The sequence below is a fragment of the Oerskovia sp. Root22 genome (genome assembly GCF_001429135.1).
GTDB lineage: Bacteria > Actinomycetota > Actinomycetes > Actinomycetales > Cellulomonadaceae > Oerskovia > Oerskovia enterophila.
Map to the genome: position 1 here is coordinate 436,841 of NZ_LMIL01000007.1, position 26,996 is coordinate 463,836.

Annotated in this window: 19 protein-coding genes; 6 read left to right on the top strand and 13 right to left on the bottom strand. The window is 70.5% G+C overall.

The features are described 5' to 3' along the window. Positions 1 to 5: 5 nt before the first annotated feature. From ASE15_RS06925 to ASE15_RS06965, 9 genes are all read right to left on the bottom strand, one after another. Complete coding sequence (locus tag ASE15_RS06925; protein ID WP_056648436.1) at positions 6 to 1,043, bottom strand: NAD(P)H-dependent glycerol-3-phosphate dehydrogenase; 1,038 nt, start codon at positions 1,041 to 1,043, stop codon at positions 6 to 8. Beyond that, the gene (locus ASE15_RS06930) at positions 1,040 to 1,768 is read right to left on the bottom strand and encodes a 1-acyl-sn-glycerol-3-phosphate acyltransferase (RefSeq protein ID WP_056648941.1); all 729 of its coding nucleotides are present in this window, start codon (positions 1,766 to 1,768) and stop codon (positions 1,040 to 1,042) included. Before ASE15_RS06930 ends, ASE15_RS06925 begins: the two co-directional genes overlap by 4 nt. Before the next feature lie 91 nt (positions 1,769 to 1,859). After that, complete coding sequence (locus tag ASE15_RS06935; protein ID WP_056762384.1) at positions 1,860 to 2,465, bottom strand: response regulator transcription factor; 606 nt, start codon at positions 2,463 to 2,465, stop codon at positions 1,860 to 1,862. After that, positions 2,462 to 3,802: a sensor histidine kinase gene (locus tag ASE15_RS06940; RefSeq protein ID WP_056762387.1), complete on the bottom strand. Its 1,341-nt coding sequence runs from the start codon at positions 3,800 to 3,802 to the stop codon at positions 2,462 to 2,464. Before ASE15_RS06940 ends, ASE15_RS06935 begins: the two co-directional genes overlap by 4 nt. 185 nt (positions 3,803 to 3,987) lie before the next feature. Then, positions 3,988 to 4,860, bottom strand: a complete 873-nt coding sequence (locus tag ASE15_RS06945; RefSeq protein ID WP_056762389.1) for an ABC transporter permease — start codon at positions 4,858 to 4,860, stop codon at positions 3,988 to 3,990. Beyond that, on the bottom strand, positions 4,857 to 5,891 hold the full coding sequence (locus ASE15_RS06950; RefSeq protein WP_056762391.1) for an ABC transporter ATP-binding protein: 1,035 nt from the start codon (positions 5,889 to 5,891) through the stop codon (positions 4,857 to 4,859). The genes ASE15_RS06945 and ASE15_RS06950 overlap by 4 nt, the downstream gene beginning before the upstream one ends. Positions 5,892 to 5,957: 66 nt before the next feature. Continuing rightward, positions 5,958 to 6,257, bottom strand: coding sequence for a hypothetical protein (locus ASE15_RS06955; protein WP_056762392.1), 300 nt, complete (start codon positions 6,255 to 6,257; stop codon positions 5,958 to 5,960). Between the two features lie 182 nt (positions 6,258 to 6,439). After that, the gene (gene murA, locus ASE15_RS06960; RefSeq protein WP_056648421.1) at positions 6,440 to 7,756 is read right to left on the bottom strand and encodes a UDP-N-acetylglucosamine 1-carboxyvinyltransferase; all 1,317 of its coding nucleotides are present in this window, start codon (positions 7,754 to 7,756) and stop codon (positions 6,440 to 6,442) included. Between the two features lie 345 nt (positions 7,757 to 8,101). Further along, positions 8,102 to 9,139 carry an adenosine deaminase gene (locus ASE15_RS06965; protein ID WP_056762394.1) on the bottom strand — a complete coding sequence of 346 codons (1,038 nt, stop codon included), beginning with the start codon at positions 9,137 to 9,139 and terminating at the stop codon, positions 8,102 to 8,104. 190 nt (positions 9,140 to 9,329) lie between these two features. Here ASE15_RS06965 and ASE15_RS06970 point away from each other — a divergent pair, with 190 nt between their 5' ends. Then, positions 9,330 to 10,697, top strand: a complete 1,368-nt coding sequence (locus tag ASE15_RS06970; RefSeq protein ID WP_056762397.1) for an MFS transporter — start codon at positions 9,330 to 9,332, stop codon at positions 10,695 to 10,697. A 167-nt stretch (positions 10,698 to 10,864) separates the two neighbouring features. Next, the gene (locus ASE15_RS06975; RefSeq protein ID WP_056762400.1) at positions 10,865 to 12,211 is read left to right on the top strand and encodes a PP2C family protein-serine/threonine phosphatase; all 1,347 of its coding nucleotides are present in this window, start codon (positions 10,865 to 10,867) and stop codon (positions 12,209 to 12,211) included. 243 nt (positions 12,212 to 12,454) lie between these two features. Here the strand turns inward: ASE15_RS06975 and ASE15_RS06980 are convergent, their stop codons facing one another. Both ASE15_RS06980 and ASE15_RS06985 read right to left on the bottom strand, forming a co-directional pair. Beyond that, on the bottom strand, positions 12,455 to 15,199 hold the full coding sequence (locus tag ASE15_RS06980; protein WP_056762402.1) for a glycoside hydrolase family 3 protein: 2,745 nt from the start codon (positions 15,197 to 15,199) through the stop codon (positions 12,455 to 12,457). Between the two features lie 5 nt (positions 15,200 to 15,204). Beyond that, a complete protein-coding gene (locus tag ASE15_RS06985) occupies positions 15,205 to 17,679 on the bottom strand; it encodes a glycoside hydrolase family 3 C-terminal domain-containing protein (RefSeq protein ID WP_235534221.1) in 2,475 nt (824 codons plus the stop codon). A gap of 77 nt (positions 17,680 to 17,756) precedes the next feature. On the opposite strand from ASE15_RS06985, the gene ASE15_RS06990 reads away from it, so the two are divergent. From ASE15_RS06990 to ASE15_RS07005, 4 genes are read left to right on the top strand one after another with little or no spacing between them, the layout of a single operon-like run. Then, entirely contained in the window at positions 17,757 to 18,374 is a 618-nt protein-coding gene (locus ASE15_RS06990) for a TetR/AcrR family transcriptional regulator (protein WP_056762406.1), read from the top strand. A 53-nt stretch (positions 18,375 to 18,427) separates the two neighbouring features. Continuing rightward, on the top strand, positions 18,428 to 21,046 hold the full coding sequence (locus ASE15_RS06995; protein ID WP_082618266.1) for a DUF262 domain-containing protein: 2,619 nt from the start codon (positions 18,428 to 18,430) through the stop codon (positions 21,044 to 21,046). After that, complete coding sequence (locus ASE15_RS07000; protein WP_056762411.1) at positions 21,043 to 23,826, top strand: Z1 domain-containing protein; 2,784 nt, start codon at positions 21,043 to 21,045, stop codon at positions 23,824 to 23,826. The genes ASE15_RS06995 and ASE15_RS07000 overlap by 4 nt, the downstream gene beginning before the upstream one ends. Continuing rightward, positions 23,823 to 24,872 (top strand): PD-(D/E)XK motif protein, encoded by a 1,050-nt coding sequence (locus ASE15_RS07005; protein ID WP_056762413.1) that lies wholly within the window; start codon positions 23,823 to 23,825, stop codon positions 24,870 to 24,872. Before ASE15_RS07000 ends, ASE15_RS07005 begins: the two co-directional genes overlap by 4 nt. Here ASE15_RS07005 and ASE15_RS07010 read toward each other — a convergent pair. Both ASE15_RS07010 and dcm read right to left on the bottom strand, forming a co-directional pair. Beyond that, positions 24,862 to 25,314, bottom strand: a complete 453-nt coding sequence (locus tag ASE15_RS07010; protein ID WP_082618267.1) for a very short patch repair endonuclease — start codon at positions 25,312 to 25,314, stop codon at positions 24,862 to 24,864. The two genes, ASE15_RS07005 and ASE15_RS07010, sit on opposite strands and share 11 nt — an antisense overlap. After that, a complete protein-coding gene (dcm, locus tag ASE15_RS07015) occupies positions 25,314 to 26,993 on the bottom strand; it encodes a DNA (cytosine-5-)-methyltransferase (RefSeq protein ID WP_056762417.1) in 1,680 nt (559 codons plus the stop codon). The genes ASE15_RS07010 and dcm overlap by 1 nt, the downstream gene beginning before the upstream one ends. Between the last annotated feature and the right edge of the window lie 3 nt (positions 26,994 to 26,996).

Sequence of the window (26,996 nt, forward strand, 5' to 3'; positions counted from 1 at the left end):
CGAGGTCAGCGCCCCGACGTCACGCCCTCGGACTTCTGCGGACGCGCGAGCAGCCCGCGGGCCATGTCGTCGACCGGCATGCCCTCGTGCAGGACGGCCACGACGCCGGCCGTGATGGGCATGTCGACGCCCACCTTCTGCGCGAGCTCGAGGACGGAGCGGCAGGACTTGACGCCCTCCGCGGTGCCGCCCGTCGCCGCGACGGCCTCCTCGAGGCTCATGCCCTGCCCGATGTGCTTGCCGAGCGTGTGGTTGCGCGACAGGGGCGACGTGCAGGTCGCGACCAGGTCCCCCATGCCCGCGAGGCCCGAGAAGGTCTCGGCGTCCGCACCCAGCGCGAGCCCGAGGCGCGTGATCTCGACGAGACCTCGCGTGATGACGGTCGCGGTCGTGTTGTACCCGAACCCGCGGCCCTGGGCGATGCCCACGGCGAGCGCGATGACGTTCTTCACCGCGCCGCACAGCTCGACGCCCACGACGTCCGAGTTGGTGTACGGCCGGAAGTAGGACGACGAGCAGGCCGCCGCGACGAAGCGGGCCGTCTCCGGGTCGGTCGCGGAGACCACGGTCGCGGTGGGCTGGTGCTCGGCGATCTCGCGGGCCAGGTTGGGGCCCGAGACCACGGCGACCTTGTCCAGCGGGAGCCCCCACACCTCGGCGACGACCTCGCTCATGCGACGGTCGGTGCTGAGCTCGACGCCCTTCATGAGCGAGACCGCGACCGCGCCCTCGGCGAGGTGCTCGCGCAAGGGGGCGAGCGTCGCGCGGGCGCTCTGCGAGGGGATCGCGACGACCACGAGCTGGGCGCCCGCGAGCGCCGCGGCCGCGTCGGTCGTCGCGGTGAGCCCCGCGGGCAGCTCGATGCCGGGCAGGTAGGCCGAGTTGTGTCGCGTGGCGTTGACGTCGGCGGCGACGTCGGCGTTGCGGCCCCACAGCCGGACCTCGCAGCCCGCGTCCGCGAGGACGGCCGCGAACGTGGTGCCCCAGGCGCCGGAGCCGAGCACGGCCGCCGTGACGGGCGACGAGTGGGTGGTGGTGCTCACTTGCGTTCCTCCGAGCCGGGGTTCTTGCGGACGTCGAACCGTTCGGCCGGGGCCTTCTCGCCGCGGATCTCCTCGAGCAGCCCGGTGATGGCGTCCATGATGCGGTTGGTGGCCTCGCGCAGGGTCGCGGTGTCGATGGGACGCTCGTAGAGGTCCGACAGGTCGACGGGCGGGCCCGCGTGCACGGCCACGTCCTTGGGCGGGATCGGCCGGAACCGCTTGCTGTAGCGGGGCAGGATGTCCTGCATGCCCCACTGTGCGATGGGCACCACGGGCATGCGGCTCGCGAGGGCGAGGCGCGCCGCACCGGTCTTGCCGACCATGGGCCACAGGTCCGGGTCACGGGTCAGGGTGCCCTCGGGGAACACCGCGACGCACTCGCCCAGCGCGAGCTGGTCGACCGCCGCGCTCACCGAGGACGCAGCCCCCGCGGTGTTGCGCTGCACCGGGATCATCCCGGTCTGGTCCAGGAGCCAGCGCAGGCCGGGGATCTTCCAGAGCGACGCCTTGGCCAGGATCTTGGGCGCCCGGCCGTGGTCGTACAGGAAGTGGGCGAACGTCAGCGGGTCGATGTTCGACATGTGGTTGCCCGCGGCGATGAAGCCGCCGGTGGCGGGGATGTTCTCCGCCCCCTGCCAGTCACGGCGGGTGATCGCGAACATCAGGGGTCGCACGACGATCGCGACGAGTCGGTACGCACGGCTGTCAGGATGAGCTTTCGGCACGGTCACCGAGCCTACCGGGCCGCGTGCCGTCGTCGGGCCCGACGGCGCCGCTCGCCCGGGGTGAGACCCTCACCCCGGCCGGGACGCACCGTCAGATCCACCCGTGCCGGCGGGCGAGGTGGACGGCCTCGTGACGGTTCGTCGCGCCCAGCTTGGCCGCGGCCGACGAGAGGTAGTTGCGCACCGTGCCCGGTGCGAGCGAGGCGCGCGTCGCGATCTCCTCGACGGGTGCTCCCCCAGCGGCGAGCTCGAGCACGTCGGCCTCGCGGGGCGTCAGGGGGCTCGCGCCGGCCGCGATGGCCTCGGCGGCCAGCTCGGGGTCCACGTACCGTCCGCCCGCGTGGACCTGACGCACCACGTCCGCCAGGACGCGCGACGAGACGGTCTTGGGCAGGAACGCGCGCACCCCGGCCTCGAGCGCGCGCTTGAGGTACCCCGGTCGGCCGTGGCTCGTGACCATGACGACCCCGCACCCGGGCACCTCGGTGGCCAGGGCCTGGGCGACCTCGATCCCGTCGAGGCCGGGCATCTGGAGGTCGAGCACCGCGACGTCCGGCGTGTGCTTGCGTGCGGCCGCGAGCGCCTCGGTCCCCGACGCGGCCTGGACGACGACCTCGATGTCGTCCTCGAGCGAGAGCAGGGTGGCCAGGGCGTCGCGGATGAGGTTCTCGTCGTCGGCGAGCAGGATGCGGATCACGCGGTGGGGCCTTCCTGGGCGGGGCGAGAGGTGCCGGTGCCGCGGCCCCGAGGGACGAGCGGCATGCGCGACACGAGGCTACCGACCCCCGGGAGCGGGACGGTGGCCGTGAGACGGAACGTGGGGGGCTCGAGGTCGGTCTCGAGCCGACCACCGGCCCCGGCGAGCCGCTCGCCGAGCCCGATCAGCCCGGACCCGCTGGGGCTGCCCGGGCTGGTCGTGGTGCGGTCGAGGTCGGGGACGCCGTCGTTGGTCACGGTCAGGACCGCCTCGCCACGCTCGACGCGCAGGGTGATCTCGCAGCGCGTCGCGTGGGAGTGGCGGACCACGTTGGTCACGGCCTCGCGCACGACCCAGGCGAGCGCCTCCTGCGTGGCCTCGGGCAGCGACCCCTCCTCGCCGTCACCGTACGACCCGATCGTGGTCTCGATGTCGGCCGACCGCAGGACCGAGCGGGCGCCGCTGAGCTCCGCGGCCAGGTCCGCGGCACGGTAGCCCGCGACGACCGCCCGGACCTCGCGCAGCGAGTCCTGCGCGATCTGGCGCACCTCGAGCATCTGCTCGGCCGCTCCCGGGCGTCCGCGCGAGGCGAGCTCCGCGGCCAGCTCGCTCTTGACGGCCACGACCGAGAGCGTGCGACCGAACACGTCGTGCAGGTCGCGCGAGAAGCGCAGCCGCTCCTCGGCCACGGCGAGGCGCGCGTGCAGGACGCGGTTGCGCTCCTGCTCCCACACGATCCCGAGCATCCACACCGACACCCGGTAGGACGCGAAGATCCCGACGCACATGAGGACGACGCCGATCCCCTGGCCCACCGCGATGCCCGTCGCCGTCTCGTCGCGGACCGGGGCGACGAACCACGAGACGAGCCCCGAGACCGCCGCGACGCCGACCGCCCCGAGCGCCAACCACCGGAAGGTCAGGAGCGGCGCGCAGGCCGCGACCGAGAACGCGGTCGCCGCGGTCACGACCAGGACCGGTGTGTTGCCCTGGAACATGGATCCCTCACCCGTCGGGTACGCCGCGAGGCCGACCACGCAGGTCGCGAGCGCGAGCCCGCACATGGCGCCCAGGGCCCACCGGGGAGGCGGCGGACCGCCGAGGAACCGGGTGACCCCGTACCGGATCACGACGACGCACGAGGCGGTGTGCGCGAGGCACAGCCCGATCAGGGGGGCGAGCAGGGCCGGGTGCCCCGTGGGCACCTCGCCCACGACCCAGAGCACCACGAAGAGCTCGAACGTCGCGACGACGTACAGCGACCAGCGCGTGTAGGTGTCGAACCGTTCGGGGTTGCTGCGACGCGACCACGCGCCGACGAGGGGGTTCCAGCTCACGGGGTCAGCCTTTCACGTGGGCATCTTCGAGGGGTTCCCCGGGGCTCCGGTCCTCCGGTGCCGAGCACGGGGTTGCGGTCGCTCTCAGCAGGAGAGCGACCGCAACCTCGTGCTCGACCGATCGCAACCTCGTGCTCGACGACGCCGCCCAGCCCGGGTCCACCACGAGCGACGTCGTCACCACCTCAGCGGCGCGGCTCCCACCGCATGTACCGGGCCGCGAGCCACGCGCCGACCACGCACCAGGCGAGCAGGATCGCGAGCGGCTGCGCGGCCAGGGCGAACGTCTCCCCGAAGCCGACCGCGTCGCCGTCGGGCCCCAGCCCCGTGAGGCCGATCGTCAGGAGCTCGCCGACCGGGTGCAGGGGCGTGAACGCGGCGAGCGTCTGGACGCTCTCCGGCAGGAGCGCGAGCGGCAGGGTCGTCCCCGAGAGCAGCAGCGCGAGGGCCATGATGGGCAGGGTCGAGAGCTGGACCGACTCGAGCGTGCGCGTGAACGCGGTGCTCGCGGCGGCGAGCGCCGCGAAGACGAACGTCCCCCCGAGCACCGCGACGAGCAGCAGCACCACGTTCGCGGGGGCGTCCAGGCCGATCCACAGTGCGATCGCGGCCCCGCCCAGCACGAGCTGTCCGAGCATCGTCACGACCGCGGGCGTTGCGGCGCCGATCAGGATCTCGGCGTCCGAGCACTGCCCGGTCCGCAGACGCTTGAGCACGAGCTCCTCGCGCCGCGCGACGTAGGCGCTCGCCAGGTTGTAGTAGACGACGAACATGAGCGCGAAGCAGATGAGGCTCGTGAGCGCGAAGGCCCCGACGACCGACGCCCCGGCCCCGTCGCCCACGACGGCCTCGAGCGCACCGGAGAAGTGCAGGAACGCGACCATCGCGGGGGCCAGCGCGACCCCGTTGAACAGGGCCGTGCGGTTGCGCAGGAGCAGCGTGGTCTCGGCGCGGACGAGCGAGCCGACGCGGCGCAGCGAGCCCGCGAGGCCGGTCGTGCCGCGGGGGGCCGAGGCGGCACGGGTCGTGCGGCGGGGGGTCTGGGCGAGGGTGGTCATGCTGCACGCTCCGTCGGGCCGATGGTGGAGGAGGCAAGGCCGGGGCGCGAGGCGCCGGGCCCGTCGGCGATCGCGAGGAACGCCTGCTCGAGCGACGCGGGGCGCGCCTCGATGCGGCCGAACGTCACGTCGCGGTCGGCGGCCCAGGCGAGCAGCACCGCGAGGCTGCGCTGGAGGTCGCGCGTCGCGATCGAGAGCATGCCGCCCTCGACGCGCTCGAGGCTCTCGCCCGGCAGGAGCGGGAGGTCCGCGAGGTGGGGGCGCACGCTCGCCTCGTCGACGTAGACGTGCGCGGGCTCGGCGTCGACGATCTCCGCGACCGTGCCCTCCTGGACGATCCTGCCGCCGTGCATGATCGCGAGACGGTCAGCGAGGCGCTCGGCCTCCTCGAGGTAGTGGGTCGTCAGGACGACGGTCGTGCCGTCGTCGAGCAGCGACTGGACCAGGTCCCAGGCCGAGCGGCGGCTCTCCGGGTCCAGGCCCGTGGTCGGCTCGTCGAGGAACAGCACCTCGGGGCGTCCGAGGAGCGCCAGGGCGAGGTCCAGACGGCGCCGCTCGCCTCCCGAGAGCGACGTCACCGTCACGTCGGCGCGGCCGCGGAGCGCGACCAGGTCGAGCGCCTCCTCGACCGGGCGCGGGTCCGCGAGCGTCCCGGCCCACATGCGCGCCGTCTCGATCGCCGTCAGGTCGGACGGGAAGCCGGCCTCCTGCAGCATGATCCCGATCCGCGGGCGGACCTGGGCGCGCTCGCGGTAGGGGTCCTTGCCGAAGACCTTGGCCGTGCCGGCCGTGGGGCGCGAGAGCCCCTCGACGACCTCGAGGAGCGAGGTCTTGCCCGCGCCGTTGGTCCCGAGGAGCGCGAAGAGCTCGCCGCGGCGGACCTGGAGGTCGACGCCCGCCACCGCCTCGAACCCCTTGGCGCCGCGGGTGCTGCTGGCGTACCTGCGGCGCAGGCCCTGCACGTCGATGACGAGGTCGTCCTGGCGGGCGTCGCGGCCCGAGGCGCCGTGGTCGAGGCTGTCGTTGTCCATGCCTCCAGCCTGGTGCCGGCCGGAGCGCTCAGGCAGTGCAGCCCTTCACCCGTTCTGTCGGGTTCCTCATGCTTCGTCGGTGAGGTTTGTCATGTCCGACGGGGCGTCCGACGTGGCACCCACGGCGGGTCCCGTGCCGTCGGTCGTGGTGCCCGTCCCGGGGGCCGCCGGGGCGCTCGTCAGCGCGAAGCCGCCCAGGGTGAGCACCGAGAAGGTGAGGGCTCCCGCGCCCCAGGTGAGTGCCCGACGTCGGGCACCGCGCGGCTCGGCCCGGTCCACGGGCCCGACGTGGTCCGTGGGCCCCGCAGGCTCGGCGGTCCCCGGGTGCGGCGCGGGGTCGTTCGCGGGGGACGTGTCGGACGGCATGGCTGCTCCTCCTGTCCGGGCGAGCCCTTCGCCCGTACGACCCACCCTGCCCGTGCGACCTGCGCGCCCGGTGGTACGAGACTGTGCGGCGCCTGTGAGCGGGGCCGGCGGACGACGACGGGCGCGGCGCGTGCCTCAGCACGCCCCGCGCCCGTGGGTCGATCCCAGGTGACCGGCGCCCGTCAGCCGCGGCTGACGTCGGCTCCCAGCGCGTCGAGCTTGTCCTGGAAGTACTCGTACCCGCGGTCGATCAGGCCGATGCCGCGCACGGTCGACGTGCCCTTGGCCGCGAGCGCCGCGATGAGGTGGCTGAACCCGCCGCGCAGGTCGGGGACCTCGATGTCCGCCGCGGACAGCGGCGTGGGGCCCGAGATGACGGCCGAGTGGTGGAAGTTGCGCTGCCCGAACCGGCACGGCAGCCCGCCCAGGCACTCCTTGTAGACCTGGATCGTCGCGCCCATGCCCCGCAGCGCGTCGGTGAACCCGAAGCGGTTCTCGTAGACCGTCTCGTGCACGATCGACAGGCCCTTGGCCTGCGTGAGCGCCACGACGAGGGGCTGCTGCCAGTCCGTCATGAAGCCCGGGTGCACGGCCGTCTCGAGCACGATCGCGTTGAGGTCGCCGCCCGGGTGGTAGAACCGGATGCCGTCCTCCTGGACCTCGAACTCGCCGCCGACCTTGCGGAACGTGTTGAGGAAGGTCATCATCTCCGGCTGCGTCGCGCCCTTGACGGTGATGTCGCCGCCGGTCGCGAGGGCCGCCGAGCCCCAGGAGGCCGCCTCGATGCGGTCGCCCAGCGCGGTGTGCTGATAGCCCATGAGCTTGTCGACGCCCTCGATGCGGATCACGCGGTCGGTGTCGACCGAGATGATCGCGCCCATCTTCTGCAGGACGGCGATGAGGTCCATGATCTCGGGCTCGATCGCGGCGCCCGAGAGCTCGGTGATGCCCTCGGCGCGGACCGCGGTGAGCAGGAGCTGCTCGGTGGCCCCGACGCTCGGGTACGGCAGGGCGATCTTGGTGCCCTGGAGGCGGCGCGGGGCGCGGATGTGGATGCCCTGCTCGCGCTTGTCCACCACGGCGCCGAACTGGCGCAGGATGTCCAGGTGGTAGTTGATGGGGCGGTCGCCGATCCGGCACCCGCCCAGGTCCGGGATGAACGCCTCGCCCAGGCGGTGCAGCAGCGGCCCGCAGAAGAGGATCGGGATGCGGCTCGACCCGGCGTGCGCGTCGATGTCCGCGACGTGCGCCGACTCGACGTCGGTCGGGTCGAGGTGCAGCGTGCCCGCGACCTCGTCCGCGACGACCTTGACGCCGTGCAGCTCGAGCAGCCCCGTCACGACGCCGACGTCGCGGATCTGCGGCACGTTGCGCAGCACGCTGGGCCCCTCGCCGAGCAGGGAGGCCACCATCGCCTTGGAGACGAAGTTCTTCGCCCCTCGCACGGTGATGGTCCCGTTGAGCGGTGTGCCACCGTTGACGTACAGCAGATCGTTCATGTGGTCGTCGTCGCCTAGCTCTCTCGATGGTCGTGCGGATGGGTCCTGCGTCCGACTCGGTCCGTGCGTCCCCTGCCGCCGGCGGCCTGGTGGGCCGCTCGGGCGTCGGTGCGCGGACGCCGCTCGCGGCGCCGTGCTCCCTGTCCCCCAACGCGGGGCATCCGAAGATTATTCACCCACCGGGGCCGATCCGACGACGGCGAGGCCCGCGAGAGCTCGCTGACCAGCAGGGACACCGGCCGGACCCGCTCGGTGGGCGCCAGGGGCGCCCGTCACCCAGGTGCCCGACGGCGCAGGCTCGCCTCACGCGCGCGGCGCGCTCCGCCGTCGGGCACCTGTGGCGTGCTACGGGCGGGCCGGCTCGTACTGCTCGACGTAGCGGTCGACCGCCGCGAGGTAGGCCGCCCGGCGGTCCTCGTCGATCCAGGACGCCTCGAACGAGTTCTTCGCGAGCGTCACGACCTCCTCGGAGGTGAGGCCGGCCTTGGCGGCGACCGCCGCGTAGTTGTCGGCCACGTACCCGCCGAAGTACGCGGGGTCGTCGGAGTTGATCGTGATCTTGACGCCGTCGCGCAGGAGCTGGGCGACCTCGGCGGCCTTCATGTCGTCGGTCACGAAGCTGTTGGACACGGGGCAGCTCGTCAGGCCGATGCCGCGCGCCTTGACCTCGGCGACGAGCGCCGGGTCCTCGACGATGTTGGTGCCGTGGTCGATGCGGTCGACCTGGATGGTCTCGAGGACCGTGCGGATGTTGTCGATGCTGCCGACCTGGTCGATGTCGCAGTGCATCGTCAGGCGGTAGCCGAGCTCACGGGCGCGCGCGAACACCGCGGTGAACTTCTCGGGCGGGTTGCCCCGCTCGTCGGAGTCGAGGCCCACGCCCAGGATCAGGTCCTTGAACGGCACGGACGCCTCGAGGGTCTCGGCCGCGCTCTCGGCCGAGTGGTCGCGCAGGAAGCACAGGATGAGGTCGGCGTCGACGCCGAAGTCTGCTGCGGCGGCCGCGGCGCGGTGGTAGCCCTTGACGACGGCCTCGAACGGGACGCCGCGCGAGGTGTGGGCCTGGGGGTCGAAGAACATCTCGGCGTGCTGGACGCCGTTGGCCGCCGCGCGCAGGAGGTACGCGTGGGCGAGCTCGAAGAAGTCGTCCTCGGTCTGCAGCACGTCCATGGCCGGGTAGTAGACCGCGAGGAAGCTCGTGAGGTCGGTGAACCGGTAGGTCGCCTGGACCTCCTCGACGGTGCTCTGGCCGATGTCGATGCCGTTGCGCTCGGCGAGGCGGAGCTTGAGGTCCGGCTCGAGCGTGCCTTCGAGGTGCAGGTGGAGCTCGGCCTTGGGCAGCCCGGTGACGAAGTCCAGAGTCGGCTGGAGGGGCAGGGGCATGGTTCTCCTTCGTGAGGGGGTCGTCCTCCCATCATGCCCCTGGCCCCCGTGATGACCACATCGCGAGACGGCCACTTCGCCATGTGGTCACGGTCCTTACCGTGGGAGGGAAGTTACCGGGTAGTACGGTCCCCTCCGGCGCGCAGGGAGACCTCCCCGAACCCATCCTCTGCACCAGGAGCACATCCCCGTGACCACTACGGCCGTCCACCCGTCCGCCGACCCCGAGGCACCGGTCAACAGCAAGGGCCGCGTGATCTTCGCGAGCCTCATCGGCACGTCGATCGAGTTCTACGACTTCTACGCCTACGCGACCGCGGCCGTGCTCGTCTTCCCGACCGTCTTCTTCTCGGCGCTCGACGGCGGGACCTCCCAGCTGCTCGCGTCGTTCGCGGTGTTCGGGGTCGCGTTCGTGGCGCGTCCGCTCGGGTCGATCGTGTTCGGCCACTACGGCGACCGGATCGGACGCAAGGGCACGCTCGTCGCCTCGCTCCTGACCATGGGCGTCGCGACGTTCCTCATCGGCCTGCTGCCGCCGTCGACCACGCCCGGGTGGGCCGTGCTCGCGCCCGCGCTGCTCGTCCTCATGCGCTTCTGCCAGGGCCTGGGGCTCGGCGGCGAGTGGAGCGGCGCGGCACTGCTCGCGACCGAGAACGCCCCCGCGGGCAAGCGCGCGATCTGGGGCACGTTCCCCCAGCTCGGGGCGCCCATCGGCTTCATCCTCGCGAACACCACGTTCCTGGTCCTCGCCGAGACGCTGACCGACGCGCAGTTCTCCGCGTGGGGCTGGCGCGTGCCCTTCCTGGCCAGCGCGCTCCTCGTGATCGTGGGCCTGTGGGTGCGCCTGCGGCTCGTCGAGGCGCCCGCGTTCCAGAAGGTCGTGGAGACCGGCGCGGTCGCCAAGCTGCCCGTGGCGCAGGTGTTCCGCTCGTCGTGGCGCCAGATCGTGCTCGGCACGTTCATCATGCTCGCGACCTACGTGCTGTTCTACCTCATGACGACGTTCACGCTGACGTTCGGCACCGCGCCCGCCGAGGTCGCCGCGGGCAGCGGCGGCGCGCCGGGTCTCGGCTACGCACGCACCGACTTCCTCGTGATGCTCATCGTCGGCGTCGTGTTCTTCGGGATCTTCACGCTCGTCTCGGGCCCGATGGCCGAGCGGTTCGGCCGCCGCAAGCACCTCATCTGGACGACCGTCGCGATCATCGTGTTCGGCGCACTGTTCGTGCCGCTGTTCACGGGCGGGACCGTGGGCGTCATGACGCTCCTGATCGTGGGCTTCACGCTCATGGGTCTGACGTTCGGCCCCATGGCCGCGATCCTGCCCGAGCTCTTCCCCGCCAACGTCCGGTACACGGGCTCCGCGATCGCCTACAACCTGTCGTCGATCCTCGGGGCGGCCGTCGCGCCGTTCATCGCGGTCGCGCTGTGGGAGCAGGCCGACGGCTCGCCCGTGCTCGTCGGGGTCTACCTGTCGGCCATGTCGGTCCTGACGCTCGTGGCGCTGCTCGTGAGCAAGGAGACCAAGGACGTCGACTACACGGACAACGTGAGCTGACGCTCCCCCAGCGGCCCGACGGCGGGGCGCACCTTCCCACGGAAGGCGCGCCCCGCCGTCGGGCATCCGCTCCGCGAGACCCTTGCGGACCCCTGCGCGCGCACTTCTGCGGACGCACGACTTGTCCGCCATGCTGAGGGAAGGACGCAGGGGAAGAGGCCGATCCGATGACGGACGACGCGCGAGACGTGACGAGCGGCCGCGCGAGGGCGGCACGGGGGTCCGCGCCGCGCACCGAGCGCCCGGCCGACGACGCGAGCCCCTCGCCCGCAGCCGACAGGCTCGACTACCGCGCGGTCTTCGCCGCCCTGTCCGCGCCCAAGGTCCTGCTGTCCCCCGACCTGACGGTCCTCGACGTCAACGACGCCTACCTCGACATGCTCGGGCTGCCCGCGACCGCGCTCGTCGGACGCCCGCTCAACGCAGGCTTCGCCTTCTCCCCCGCAGACGACGAGCGCGTCGCGCGGGTCGTCGACTCGTTGCGGCGCGTCCTGCAGACCGGGCGGATCGACCTGCTCGGGCCGCTGCGCATCGACGTGCCCGGCGACCGGCCGGACGAGTGGCTCGAACGCCACTGGCTCATGACCAACATCCCCGTCTTCGACGCGAGCGGCCGCGTGGCCGCGCTCGTGCACCGCGCGGAGGACGTGACCGACATCGTGCTGACCTCGCAGCGGACCGCGACGGACCAGCAGATCGGGCTCGACGCCGCGGTGGTCGACCACGCCCTGCACCTGGGGTCCTCGCTCGGCAGGTTCCAAGAGAGCTTCGACCGCGAGCGGCGTGCCGCGCTCGAGCTCCAGGACTCGATCCTGACCCCGCCCGCCCAGCCCGAGGGGCTGCGCATCGACGTCCGCTACCGGCCCGCCTCGCGCGAGATGCACGTCGGCGGCGACTGGTACGACGCGTTCGAGCTCTCGTGCGGGTGCACGCTCGTGGTCGTCGGGGACGTCGTCGGCCACGACATCTCCGCGGCCGCGACCATGGGCCAGCTCCGGGGCGTGATGCGGGGCGTCGCGTACGAGTCGGGCGACTCGCCCGCGGGCATCCTCGAACGCACCGAGCGGGCAGCCGACGGGCTCGGCATCGACGCGGTCGCGACGGTGGCCGCGGCGCTCGTGGGGCTCCCCGGGCCGACCGGCGACCGGACGCTCACGTGGGTCTCGGCCGGGCACCCACCGCCCGTCATGGTGCGGGCCGACGGTTCGGCCGAGCTCCTCGCGCGGCACAACGACCGGTTGCTCGGCATCGGCTCGGACGCGTCCCGGACGGACCACACCACGCTCGTGCACCCCGGGGACGTGCTGCTCCTCTACACCGACGGCCTCGTCGAGCGGCGCGGCACGCGGCTGCGGGAGGCGCTCGACCGGCTGCCGGGCGTCGTCGAGGAGCTCGTCGGCCGCTCGCGGGAGGACCTCCTCGACGCGCTGCTCGCCCGGCTCGTGCCGCAGACCACCGAGGACGACATCGCGCTCGTGTCGGTCGAGGTGCTGGCGCCCGTGGGCGCGAGGTAGAGGGCTGGGGCCGAGACAGAGGCCTGAGGCCGAGGTAGAGGCCTGGGGCCCTCTACCTCGACGCGGACCCTCTACCTCGAGGGCGGGGAATTGCCCCGGCGCGGGCATGCTGAAGGCGCCCGACGGCGGAGCGCACCGTCGCGGGGAAGGTGCGCTCCGTCGTCGGGCGCCTGGGTGGTGCAAGCCCTGCCGGCCCCGGCGGGAGGTGGAGCCTCCCACCGGGGCCCGGGGCGGGCGCCCGGATCAGTCGAACAGGTTGGTCTGCAGGACCGTGTACAGGATGGTGTGGACGCGGTCGCGCAGACCGTTCCCGACCCCGACCGGGTCCTCCTCGACCGCAGCCCTGGTGGCCTTGTCGGACCCCGGGAGCATCGCGAGCATGAGGTCGTTGCCGTAGCGGGCCGCGAGGCCGGGGTCCATCCAGGAGCCGAGCACCGCGTCGGTCGAGACGACTCCCTGAAAGCCCCACTCGCCGCGGAGCACGTCCTGCAGGAGCTGCTCGTTGCCACCGGCCCAGGTGCCGCCGATGTTGATGAACGAGCTCATCGCGCCCGTCGGGCCGGCCTCCTTGACCGTGATCTCGAACGGCTCGAGGTACAGCTCGCGCAGGGCCTGCTCGTCGACGAACACGTTCACGCCCGACCGGGCGTTGACCTCCTGCTCGTTGAGCGCGAAGTGCTTCATGAACGTCAGGACGCCCTTGCTCTCGGCGCCCGAGACCATCGCGGCGGACAGCATGCCCGACAGGTGCGGGTCCTCCGAGAAGTACTCGAAGTCGCGCCCGCCCAGCGCGGAACGGTGCAGGTTCATGCCGGGGGCGTACCAGCCCTCGATCTCGTAGGCGTTGGCCTCGGTCCCCACGGACTCGCCGAGCGCGTACGCGAGCTCGTCGTTCCACGTCGCGCCCACGACGACCTGGGTCGGGTAGGCGGCCGCCTCGAGCGGGCTGAAGAGCGAGTTGAGTCCCGCAGGCCCGTCGAGCAGGTCCATCGCGGGGATGCCCAGCCGCTCGACCTCGTGCGTGCGGTAGGCGCCCTTGGCGAAGAGGTCGATCTGCTCGTCGAGCGTGAGCTGGTCGAGGAACTCCTCCCACTGCGGGTCGTCACGGTCGAGGCCTGCCAGGTCGGCCAGGACGAGGCCGTTGTCGGCGCCGTAGGTCGGGGTCTCGCCCTCGGCGGGCTCGATCTGCGGGTCCATGCGCGCGAGCAGCTCGTCGGAGGCCGTGGCCCCGGCCTCGGGAGCCTGCGGGAACGTGCCGTCCCAGTCGGCGCGCGAGAGGTAGGTCAGGTCGCCCTCGACGTAGTCGAAGCGGTTGGTCAGCTCGTGACCGGTGTCGGCGTCGGTGTCGTAGACGACGTCCTCGGCCACCACGTGCTCGAACTGCGCGACCGGCGTGTGCACGTCGGTGCGCACCGAGATCTGGTACGTCCCGGCCTCGAGCAGGTACGCGCCGTGGCCCTCGGTGTCCCACGAGGCCATGTCGCGCACGTCGAACGTGACGGTCACGGTCTCGGACTCCCCCGGCTGGAGCATCTTGGTCTTGTCGTAGCCCGCGAGCTCGATCGCGGACTTCTCGATGCCGCCCGGCGTGTACGGCGCGGAGAAGTACGCCTGCACGACGTCCTTGCCCGCGACGTCACCGGTGTTGGTCACCGTGACGTCGATGCTGACCGTCTCGCCGTCGACGCGCGGGGCCGTGGCCTCGTGCGCGAACGTGGTGTAGCTCAGGCCGTGGCCGAACGGGAACTGCACGGCCTCGGCGTAGCCCGCCTCGTCGCCCGCGTAGCGCGTCTCGTAGTAGCGGTAGCCGACGTAGATGCTCTCTTCGTAGTCCATGTACGAGCGCTTGGTGTTCGCGTAGTCGAAGTCACCGACGTTGGCGACCGCCGGGGCGCTCGTCACGTCGTAGGCGTAGGTGTCGGTCAGGCGGCCCGACGGGTTCACGTCCCCCGTCAGCACCTTGGCGAGCGAGACGGCGCCGCGGGGACCGGGCGTGCCGATCCACACCGCGGACCTGATCTGCGGGTACGCGTCGAGGAACCCGAGCTCGAGCTGGTTGCCCGAGTTCACGACCACCACGACGTCGTCGAACGAGGCCGTCACGACGTCGAACAGCTCGCGCTGCTCGTCGGTCAGCCGCAGCTGCTCGGGGGTCATGTCCGACCCCTCGACGCCGTCGTTGCCGATGACCACGAGCGCGGTGCCGGAGAACTCGGCGGCCTGGGCCATGACGTCGTCCGTCAGGTAGTCGGGGGCGGGCTCGCCCTCGTCGCCGCCACCCAGCATGGCGCCCGCGATCTGGACCAGGCCGTTGGCGCCGCCGGTGTCGGTCTTGGCGCCGGCCGCCTCCATGGTCGCCTTGAGGTCGGGGTTGACCGCGATCCCCTGGTCCGCGAGCGCGTCGTAGAACGGCACGGACTGCGACTGGTTGCTGCCGCCGGACCCGCCACCGCCGAGGATCAGGTTGAACGACGCGAAGCTGAACACGTTGAGCGCGTCGTCCGCGAGCGGGAGGAGGTTCTCCTCGTTCTTGAGCAGGACGATGCCCTCGTCGGAGATCTCCTCCGACACCCGGGCGGCGTTCTCCCGGGCGGCCACGCCCGCCGGGGACGCGGAGTCGTACTCGATCGACGTGAGGAACCCGATCGAGCTCGCGAACGGCGCGACCAGGGCGCCGATCCCGACCACGGCCACGGCCGTGACTCCCCAGCCGACCGCGCGGCGGGGACGGTGCTCGACCTTGCGATTGACGCGGGCGCGGCGCTTGTCCTCGCGACGCTCGGCCCGGGTCATCCCGGCGCGCGCCTCGGCCCGCTCCGCCTTGGCGGCCTTCCTCGCTTCGCGGACCGCGACCTTGTCAGCGGCCTTGGCCGCCTTCCGGTCCTCGGGCGCCATCGCCTTCAGCTCGGCGCGCCGGGTTCGCCTGGCCGCGCGCAGCTCCTGTGCGCGCGCGACCGCGTCCCGCTTGATCTCTGTGCGTGTCGCCATCGTTCTCAGTCCTTCTTCGGAGCCCGCGCGGCCTTCGCGTGGGCACGCCATGCCGGGACCAGGCGGCGCACGCCGCGCCAGAACCGGCCGTTGACCATCACGAGCAGGGCGTCGAGCATCGCGTCGTCGACCTTGCCCGCGCTCATCCGCGCCACCGACCGGAACGGCAGGTCGAGCGCGAAACGGGTGTTGTTCGCCGCCAGGGGGCGGCCCAGTGCCATGAGCAGTCGCCCGGCGGTGTCGATGAGCCCGACCAGCAGACCCCCGAACCCGCCGCGGCCTCGCGCCTGGGCGACGATGTCGTCGCGCGTGAGCGGCTGCCCGACGGGCCAGTCCGGGGACGGGGGCGTCCGCCCCAGGAGCGCAGCGAACTCGGCGGCCGGGACGCGGTCCACCTGGCCGCTGACGTAGTGCGGCAGATCCGTGGTGTCGGGCGTCCAGCCCTCGCCGTCGATCTCGACGCACGCCGTCAGGCGGAGGTCGCGCGACGACGCCCCGACCTGCACGGTGTAGGTGCCGGGCACGGTGCGCCACTCGTGGGCGCCCGTGTCGTAGGCGTCGAACGCGTGCTCGGCGAGCTCGACGCTCACGCTCGCTCTCTCGCCCGGTGCCAGGGCGACCTTCGCGAAGCCCGCGAGCTCGCGGGGTGCGCGGAACGCGCCCTCGGCCGCGCCCGGCGCCTCGACGTAGACCTGCACGGTCTCGGTCCCGGCGCGGTCCCCGGTGTTGGTGACCGTGACCTGCACGCCCTCGCGGTCCGCGGCGAGGTCGCTGTGCTCGAACGTCGTGTAGCTGAGGCCGTGGCCGAACGGGTAGCGGACCGGCAGGCCGACCTTGTCGGCGTGGCGGTACCCGACGTAGATGCTCTCGCGGTGCTCGGACGTCGCCTCGGTCCGCCCGAACGTCGCCGACGACGGCACGTCGGTGTAGCGCAGCGGGTACGTCTCGGCGAGGCGCCCGGCGGGGTCCGCCCGACCGGTCAGCACGTCGGCGATCGCCTGCCCGCCGCCCTGGCCACCGAGGTAGCCGTGCACGATCGCGTCGACGTGCTCGGCGAACGGCAGTTCGACGGGCGCGCCACCGGCCAGCACGACCACGACCGGCACCCCGAGCGCCGTCAGCTCGCGCGTGAGAGCGAGCTGGTTGCGCGCGAGGCGCATGTGCTCGCGGTCGACACCCTCGGCCTCGGCGGACTCGTCCAGGCCGAGGAAGAGCAGCACGACGTCGGCGCGCTCGGCGAGGCGGACAGCCTTGCGCCGGCGTCGCACCGACGACGGCGAGTCCCACGCGCCCCGGCCCGCGTCGCGGCGTGCGTAGCCGGGCTCGTAGCCGACGACGTCCAGCTCGCTCGCCCGCAGCGCGTCGAGCGCGACGTCCACCCGGGTCGGGTTCACGAGCGAGCTGCCCGCCCCCTGGTATCGCGGGCTCGCCGCGAAGTCACCGATCACCGCGACGCGGCCCGAGTGCGACCCGAGCGGCAGGGTCCCGCGCGCGTTGCGCAGCAGGACGACCGAGCGCCGTGCCGCCTCGACCGCGAGCGCGTGGTGCGCGTCGAGGTCGACCGGTGCGGCGCCGTCGGGCGTGCGGCTGGTGGCGCGGGCGCGCTCCGTGCGGGCGATGAGGGCGAGGAGCTCGTCGACGCGGGCGTCGAGGACCGCCTCGTCGAGGCGACCCTCCTCGACCGCGCGCACGACCTCGGCGTCGGTCACCCCGTCGGTCGACGGCATCTCGAGCGCGTTGCCCGCGACCAGGCCCGCGACGCGGTCGTTGTTGCCGCCCCAGTCGGTCACGACCAGGCCGTCGAAGCCCCACTGCTTGCGCAGGATCTCGTCGAGGAGCTCGCGGTGCTCGTTCGCGTAGGTCCCGTTGACCTTGTTGTACGAGCTCATGACGGTCCAGGGCCGGCCCTCGGTGACCGCGATGCGGAACGCCTCGAGATAGGTCTCGTGGAGCGCGCGCTCGTCGACGACCTCGTCCATCGTCATGCGGTACGTCTCCTGGCTGTTCACCGCGAAGTGCTTGGCGCTCGCGGCCACGCCGCGGGACTGGATGCCGCGGATCTGCGCCGCGGCCAACCTGCCTGCGAGCAGCGGGTCCTCGGAGAAGTACTCGAAGTTGCGGCCCGCGAGCGGGTTGCGCTTGAGGTTGAGGCCGGGGCCGAGCAGGACGCTGACGCCCTCGGCGGCGGCCTCGGCGCCGAGGGCCTCGCCCACCCGCTCCACGAGGCCGGGGTCCCAGCTGCTGGCGAGCGTGGCCGCGGTCGGGAAGCACGTCGCGGGCAGGCTGGCGTTGAGGCCGAGGTGGTCCGCCGCCCCGCCCTGCTTGCGCAGACCGTGCGGGCCGTCGGTGAGCATGATCGAGGGAACGCCGAGCCGGTCGACCGGCTTGGTGTTCCAGAAGTTCGCGCCTGAGGTGAGCGAGGCCTTCTCGGTGAGGGTCATCTCGCTACGGGCACGTCGTCGGGCGTCAGGAGGAAGCACGGCGCCAGGATAGCCCAACCTCCACCACTTGGTGGAATTACGGGAGGGGGTAGCCTCTGACCTCGGAGAGGATCGTCGTGACCACACAGCAAGCAGCCACCACGGGGCGGCCCGAGGGGTACGCCACCGGGCGGGCGACCAAGCAGTCGATCGTCACCCGCGCCGCAGAAGCCTTCGCCCAGAAGGGGTTCTACGGAGCCTCCCTACGAGGCATCGCGCGCGAGGCCGGGGTCGACCACTCGACCCTCCTGCACCACTTCGGCACCAAGACCGCGCTGCTCCTGGCCGTCATCGAGTGGCACGACGCGCAGCACGCGCCGCCCCAGATGCCCACGGACTTCGCCCCCGAGGACCTCGTCGACGGGTTCGTCCACGTCGCCGAGCGCAACCGATCAGCGCCCGGGCTGGTGCAGCTCCTCTCGACCCTCTCGGCCGAGGCCGGCACCGAAGGGCACCCCGCGCGGACCGTGCTGCAGCAGCGGCACCAGGTCCTCGTCGGGGTCATCGGCGGGATGATCCGGTCGCAGCGTGAACGCGGTGCACTGGCGGACACGGGGGCTTCGCCCGAGGAGCGCGCCGGGCTCGTCATCTCCACCTGGGAAGGGCTCCAGGTCTACGACGCCCTGCACCCCGGGGCGGTCGACGTCCCGGGAATGCTCGGCGAGATGCTGCGGCGGGAGTTCGGGATCTCGTAGGAGCGGCGGGGCCTCGCGATGGAAGGCGCCTGCGCCTCGCGACGCACAGGGAGATGGCAACGATCGGAGCCGGTCGCCGCGCGAGACCGGCTCAAGGCGCGCGCCGAGGCTCTGCACGTGACCTCGGGGGCGCAACCCTCGAGCGTCTGCTCGACGAGTCCGCCGACGAGAACTTCCAGATCTATATCACCGGAGGCCACGAATTCCTCGAGCGCAGCTACTGCCCGACCTGCTGCCGACCGCGCCCGAAGCTTGGCGGGATGAGCGCTGACGCTGCAGAACCCGCCACACTACTTTCGTGCACGAGCGCGACCGGCGTCAGTATCAAGATCACCCCGCCCGCCTGGCCTGATTTGTGTACTCTGACACGTGCTAACCAGTCTGAGCTTCAAGGGGACTTCTTGGAATACACGAGTGCGACCTCGAAGGCGGCTGCGGTCGCCCGGATCTACGTGCTCGCGGGCATCCCACCCGAGCCGATCGGCCGGGGGAGCAAAGAGAAGAAGTCGTCGCTTGAGGCCCTCGGCGCCTCGTTCGGCCTGGAACTACGTGACGTCCGCTCGAAGCACCGGTGCGCCCAGGCGATCGCCGGCGCGCTCGGGGCGCCCTGGGACGACGGCTGCCAGTCCGCCGGGGACACGATCACCCTCAAGGGTATGAACCTACTCGTGGATGCCGCGGCCCGTGCCGTGCTCGCACGTGCCACCCCGTCCGAGGCGAGCGTCCTTGTCGAGCGGTTGCTCGACGCTCACCTCGGTTCCCATCCGAGTACGCAAGAAGAGGAAGTGCCGATGTCCGAGGTCGCCATTGTGGACGAAGTCGAGCAGAACGTGGCCGACTACCTCGCTCGCCTGAGCGAGCCCGGCGCCGTGCCGGAGAACTTCGGTGAGCCGACGCTGCCATTCTCGGCCGAAGACGTCCGTTTCGACGATGGTTCGTGGCGCCAGCGACTTCTCGACGTGCAGTACTGGCTGAACCTGAGCACGTCGATTGACGACACGAACCCTGACACCTTCGGTCACACCCTCTCCGAGGGGCTGGGCCTGGGCGACGACGCTGCCAACTTGGACCTCTTCAGCGCGCTCGAGCAGCGTCTCGAGAAGGCACTGGCCCTGCGCGACGAATTCCGAGCGACGATGGAGGAGGCGGTCGAGGGCACCGCGACGCTGACGAGCGCCTCGCTCGCCTGGGTCGATGCCTGGGAGGACGAAGAAGACGACGAGGGCGCGGAGCAGAGCGGCCCGATCGACGCCGAGGCGAGCACGTGGCCGATCGCCAGCTTCGTCGGCTACGCATCCGACGACGAACTGAACCTCAGCCCCTCGTACCAACGAGCCGATGTCTGGCCGACCGGCGACGCGCAGAAGCTGATCGAGTCGATCGTGCGCGGCATCCCACTACCCTCCGTCATCATCCTCGAGCGAGAGACGGAGAATGGCACTGAGTACGAGGTGGTCGACGGCAAGCAGCGTCTCACCTCGATCCTGCGGTTCATCGGCGCGCATCCGCGCGCTCTGAAGGTGGTCGAGGAGAAGAGCATCGCCTGGGGCGTGCCGAACCTCCTGGAGATCTTTCGCACCGACTATCGGAAGTTCCGCAGCCTCTGGAAGACGCACGAGACCGAGCAGCTGACCTCCGAGGTCGCGCGGGCAAACCAGTTCCCTTTCCCGCTTCGGTCCAGCAAGAAGTCCGACAGCAGGAAGCCGCTCTCCGGCGACCTCGAGCCGCTGCAGGGCAAGTACTACTACCAGGTGCGTGACACCCAGATTTCCGTGCAGGGCAAGCCGCGCAAGGTCAGCTACATCTTCGAGAAGGCCGACGCATCCTACAAGATCCCCGTGATCGTCTACAAGCAGGTCACGACCGCCCAAGTGCACGAAGTGTTCTACCTGTACAACAAGCAGGGCAAGCGCCTCAATGCTGAGGAGATCCGCAACGCGCTCTACCACCGGCTGGACCTCATGCGTGCACTACTCGTCACCGCCGGGGACTCGTCGGCCGTCGACGAGGTCGCCAACTTCCTCGTCGACGACTGGGAGGACCTGAGTTCGACCGGCACCAACCTCACTGGCTACGCATTCGGCGCCGTCGGCTACAAGCGCACAAAGGTCCTCTCCTGGGTTGTTGCAGCGCTGCTTCTCGAGGACAAGGACGGCGACAGCGTGACGCGATCGACAGCCGCGCACATCGACGCCCTGCTGCAGCGCATCGCTGGCGACAAGCACGACCCGCTGCGCGATCCGGAGACCGTCCGTCAGGCGATGTTGTTGGTCGACCACGGCCTTGACGCTCACGCGACCCCCGACGACGTCTGGTCGAAGACTTTCCGCAGCGGGAACGCGAAGGGCGCGGGAAACTGGCAGGAGCTGCGCCTCGTCGCCAGCCTCATCGCCCTGTCCGCGGCTGGTGCCGTGCTCGGAGACGATCTGGTCGAGGTCTTCGAGGACGCCGCGCCGTCGATCCGGGACGCGTCCGAGCGGTGGCAGAAGCCGAGCCAGAGCCAGTCCAAGGAGCAGTGGCGGTGGATCGGTTTTGTCGTCGGCGAAATCCTGCGTCTCCTCGGCGTCGAGCCTGAGGAGGCCCACGTCGCACTGAAGGCCAGCTTCGCCTACTCCGGCCTGAGGGCGCTCGTCGCGAACGCCGAGACCCCGAGTGGCTACGTCGCCCCATGAGCGAGTTCGTCGCGCCTCGTCACGGGGTCGACCAGGTCGTCGCCAAGACCGGCACCGACGCCAGCTGGTGGTCTGTCTACGCCGACCGCCTTGCTGCGTCGGGGATCGGGGAGACAAGCCGCGACGTCATCGAGGATGACGCCCGGTTCATCGTGGAGCACGGGATCTTCGGGGTCGGTGAGCCCGGCTCGGCAGGCTGGCCCGCGCCCCGGGAACGACGAGGCTTGGTGATGGGCGCGGTGCAGTCCGGCAAGACCGCCTCGATGATGGCTGTCGCAGCCCTGGCCCTTGACCGTGGTGTCGATGCGCTCGCGATCCTCGGAGGGACCCGGACGACGCTATGGGTGCAGACACTGGAGCGGGTCCTGGACCAGCTCGACACCCTGCCTGGTTCGCACAAAAGGCGCCTCCGTCTCCCCCGAGGTCGAGCATCGGAGCTGGAGGGCTCCGACCTGAACCTCGTGTACTCGCTCGCGCGCAGCGGGGCCGAGCAGGCGGTGAACAAGAACCGTCCGCTCCTGGTGGTTGCGATGAAGAACACCGCCCACCTCGAGCGCCTTGGGCGGGCCCTGCACGACGTCGTCTATCCCGTCTCGGTGAAGAGGGACCGTCCGTTCCACCTGCTCGTGATAGACGACGAGGCGGACGATTCGTCAGTGGTCGACGCCTCCGCCGAGACCGGCGACACTCTGGACGTCCGGTACAAGCAGGTCCCTCGCCGCATCCTGGATTTGTGGGAGGCACGGAACAAGCCTGGCCAGACGGCCTTCCCCCACCTGTACGCTACCTACCTCGCGTACACGGCCACGCCGCAGGCCAATTTCCTGCAAGACTCTAGGAACCCGCTCGCGCCGACCGATTTCGTCGCCAGCCTTCGCACCCCGGGCGCCACCGGCGACCCCAACGTCCGCTCGTCCTCGTACCGCGTCCCAGAGGGCCTCGACGGGTGGTACACCGGAGGTGAGATCTACTACAAGACCCTCGCGGACGTACCACTCTGCCTCCCGACCGACAAGGCAGACCCCGACGACCTCGTCTCTGACGGCGTCCGCGCCTACCTGGTCGCCTCGGCGCTGAGGGTCCTTCGAGACGCGTCGCGCCTCGGTCCAGCCAAGGCGGGCGGTCGGAGATTCGCGAGCCGTGCCGACGTACGTGCCCTGATACTGCCGCCGATGTCGATGCTGGTGAACCCCGCCGCAACGAAGGACTCCCACTTCGACGTCGCCAAGAAGATCCTCGATTGGTCTCACGGCGCAGACACCGACCATCAGGCCTTCGCAGAGGCGGGATCCCGCGGTCGGCCCCTCGGGACCATCGGTCTGGCTGCAGACATGGACGAGCACCCAGATCGCTGGACAGCCTGGCTCGACACATACCGCGAAGGAGCCGCCAAGACCGCGACGGTTCTCGCTCTTGAGGCCATTCCCGCGGTCGTCGATGATTGGGACCTGGTCCGGCGGACGATCCTCGACGAGATCGTGCCCGGCACCGGGGTCTCGGTCATCAACAGCGACGAGAACGCCGACGATCGCCCCGAATTCTCCCCCAGACAGCACGCCGACGGGATGTGGGGAGCACCGACGAATTGCTCGACGATCTTCGTCTCTGGGAACGTGATGTCTCGCGGCCTGACGCTCGAAGGCCTCACGACGACTCTCTTCACGAGGAGCGCGTCGACACCGCTGGCCGACACACAAATGCAGATGCAACGCTGGTTCGGCTACCGAGGCATGTATATCGACCTGTGTCGCGTGCTGATGCCGGAGGACCAGATAGACCTGTTCAGGCGGTACCACGAGAACGACGAAGCGCTGCGCCGCGACGTCCTGCACGCGATGGAGTCCGACACCGTCCCCGACCTCACGATCTTGCAGGGCAGGTCGTTCCGCGCCACTGGAAAGATAGTGAACGTCCAGGCGCAATCGCTCTTCCCGGGGCCCAAGCCGTTCGTGCGCCACATGAACCCGGGGGGGCTCGACGACGAGAACCTGTCGTTCGTCGCTGGGCTCTTCTCTGGTAGCGGTGTGACGCCCGTCCCCGACAAGACGGGGAGCCAGGGCCTGCTGCTCCAGGACTCCGTCACCCTCCTCGAGGCTGCGGACCTCCTCGACCGCCTCCGCTACGCCGACCACGGCCCCGGTCCGAACAGCCGTGAGGCATCCCGATGGGCCTCGGTTGCCCACCACGCCGCTCTCCCCTCGGACGACCCCGCCTCCCCGCTGTACCGGGCTCCGCACATCGCGGGGTCGGTCGACCTAGGGATCGCCTCGCCGTACGAGATCGCCGCCTACCTGCGGCTGTGGCATGCCGCGATCCCGCGCCTGGTCCCGGGCCTCATGACGACGGACGACCAGCCCACGCCGTGGGACCTCCTCGAGAAGGACACGCTCGAGCGACGTCGACCACGGTTCTGGGTCGGCCTGCGCTTCGGGTCGGGCATTCCCGTGACCTCTGGTCCACTCGCGGCGCTCCCCTGGGCGGTGCGCCCCATGCAGCGTTCCATCGTCGATGGGACGACCGACCTCCAAGCCACCTGGGGGTCACGCAACTATGTCGGCGACCAGATCCGCGGGGACGAGGTGTTCGAGAGCGCTGTCCTACCGGGCAGGCTCCACGCCACGCTCAACCTTCAAGGCGACCGTCTGGCAGGATCTGACGGCCTGGTCCTGTTCCACCTCGTCGGCTCCGAGAACGGCAGCCAGAGCATCGCCGTCGGTGTCAGCCTTCCCCTCGGCGGTCCCGACCACATCAAGGCCAAGGTCGGGGGAACAGGCACATGACGGACACGCATCAGTCGTTCGAATGGCTACGCGCCGCGATCGAGAAGCAACCCCCGTCGAAGGCAGAAAGCGGACGCACCATCGTTTGGGCCGACGCTCACAAGTCCTTGGCTCTGGCCCGCGACCCGAGCGGCACTATCGAGGTCTTCGTCGTCGGGCCGAGGCTGTGGGCCGAGACGACCGTGGTCAGCGAGCGCTTGACCCATCAGACCTGGACGACGTCGGACGGCGCCGACCTTGAGGCGAGCCGGCTCGTCCTGCCCGATGCCACGAACCTTCCCGGGGTGGCGGCCTTCGTCTGCGCCGAGTTGCTTGCCAACGGCCTCGAGACAGACCCGCAGCCAGCCTTCACGGCGACCGAGCCCGTGATCACGCTGCTCTTGCACGAGGCCGCGGTCGGGACCCAGGTCCTCACCGGGCTCGCCGGCGAACTGCTGGCCCTTGAGGCGCTGACCCGGCACTCAACGACCCCTGACCAGGTAGCCGACTCCTGGTTCGGCCACGGCCCGTCCTCTCGTGACTTCCAGCTCGGGCCCGTCGGCGTCGAGGTCAAGTCGACGACGAGCTCGTCCTCGACGCACAGCGTGCAGGGATTCCACCAGGTCGAGGTAGGACACCCCGTGAACGGTGAGCCTGAGACCATGCTCTATGTCCTGAGTGTCGGGGTCCGATGGCTCGCGGGCGACAGTCAGGTTGGCCGCACGATCCCGTCGTTGGTGGACTCGATCCTCGGACGCCTCTCCGCCGACGCGGCCTCCCGGTTCCTCGCACGGTTGCAGCAATACGGCGGCGACGCTGCGACCGGGTATGACCACGGACGAGACCGGGCGAGGCGGCACTTCGCACGGCCATGGTTCGCGACCTTCGAGCGGCTCTACGACATGACCGACGAGCGAGTCCGCGTCCTGCACAGCGACGATGTCCAGGACATCACTCACATCGACCCCGCCTCGGTGCACTTCGAGATCAGGCTGCCCGCGCAGATCGACGGGAACCTCAACCCCCTCTCAGGCATCGAGCAGATCGCCCGGAGGCTTACGAGCTGAGCATTGAGGTCCGGGCCGCGTTGACGACCGTCTCGATCCGAGACGCGGCGTCGGAGACGGGCTCGTGCTCCCAGACCCGCACCACGGTCCAGCCCATATCGCTCAAGGCTAGATCGGTGTCCTCGTCCCGGGCCCGGTTCGCGGCGAGCTTACCGACCCACCAGGCGGAGTTTGAGCGAGGCGTCGTGGCATGGTCAGGGCAGCCGTGCCAGAAGCAGCCGTCCACGAAGATCGCCACCTTGACGCGCGTGAACGCGACGTCGATCGTCCGGCGACGCTGCCCCGGTACTGGATACGTCACCCGGTACCGCAGGCCGCGCGCGTGAAGCTCGCGTCGCAGCGCGAGCTCCGGAGCGGTGTCCCTCCGCCGCGCGGCCGACATTCGCGCGCTGGCCTGCGTCGACGACGCTCCAGGGTGCGCTGGGACGTACTGGGGTTGCATCAGCTCACGTGCTTCAGCGGGCGGCTCTCCGGTCGAGTCGCCTTTGCTGGTGCGTTTCCGGCGGCAACCTGAAGCCAGGATTCCTTGGCGGGCTCCGCTACCTCGGATCCCTCTTCCTCCGCTACCTCCTGGACCCACTCGGAAACGTGCCTGCGACATCCACGGAGCAGGCCTGCCAGGCTGCCGAGGTTCGTCGAGTCACGCGCGTCGCCCTCGGTGCCGAAGTGGTGAAGAATGAAGTGCGAAAGCGCGAACTGGACCGTGCCGACATGCACCGCGTTGCCGAACTGCTTGTACGACTGCGTCCGCGGTTGCTTCAGGTCAAGCATCGCCTGGTAGACATCGTCCGGAAAGAGCTGGAGCCTACCGGCCTCGTACGGGGTGAGGCGACGCTTCTCGCTGCCGAGGATCGGTGCCTGGTTGATGGCGACGAGCGCTGGAGTGTAGGTAGCCTTTTTCACTCGGACTCCGGAGGGCCGGAGCTGGATCAGACACTCCGTCAACGACTCCGCGTCCGAAGCCTGCCATTCGAGCTTGCGCCACGCGTTGTTCTTCAGGTTCAGGATCTTCGAGAGCACATCGCCGCTCTCCTCGCCCTCGAGCTGGGGAGTGTAGGTCGTGATGAAGTTCTGCGACTTGCTGAGGAACTCATCCTTCCAGTCGCGAGCCTTCCGCTCGAGGCCGCGGTGAGCCTTTGCGTCAGCACGCTGGAGCGCGAGCCACTCCTTTTCCTCGACCTGGAACCAGATCGGGTGACCCGGGAACCAGGACCCGCGCTTGTTCAACTTCCCCTGGTTGACCATGTTACCGAGGAGCCGCTCGTAGACGTCGTACCATGCGTCGTCCTCACCGAGCCTGTATTCGGCGAGGTTCCCGACGTACTTCTCGGTTTGCACCGCACGGGCCGCAAGTGCATCGTCGCCGCTCGCAGCAGCGCTGCGCAACCAATCGGTCGTGATCGCTGCAGGAGCACCGTCCCGCAGCTTGGTCGCGCCGATCTCCCACCGGTCGGCCGACCAACCCATGGACGTCTTCGGTCCGTCGAACGGGGTCAGGTTTGCCGCCACATCTTCGCGGACTGCGAGGATATAGACCCGCTCACGCCCCTGGGGCCCGCCTCCCTGCCCTGGCGCGATCAGGTGCGGCGAGAAGACCGTGGGATCATCGTTCACCACGTACCTCAGCCCCTTCAGGGAGTCGACGATGGTCTTGAACGTCGTCTCGCGATGCTCGGGACCGATCAGGTTCTTCACGTTCTCCAGGAAGACGACCTTGGGTCGGCGCGCCGCAACGATCATGAGAATGTTGTAGAACAACGTGCCTCGCATCGAGTCCAGGACGCCTAGCTGGTTCCCCGACTTGCTGAAGGCTTGGCACGGGAAGCCCGCGGCCAGGACGTCGAACTCCTCCGGGATGTTCTTGAGCACGATCTCACCGGCTTCGGCTCGCCGGAGGAGCTCATCGATCGTATGCGCCACATCGACCGGGACGTCCTCGTTGATGTCATCGGTCACGTGAACGTTCTGGTGCTCACCCGCGAGCCAGGCACTTTTGTAGACATCTCGCGCGAACGAGTCTTTCTCAGCGACGTATACACATCTCCCACCCAGGCCCGCGAGCGCCGCGTGGAAGCCGCCGATACCAGCGAAGAGGTCGATGAAGGTGAACTGGTCGGACACAAG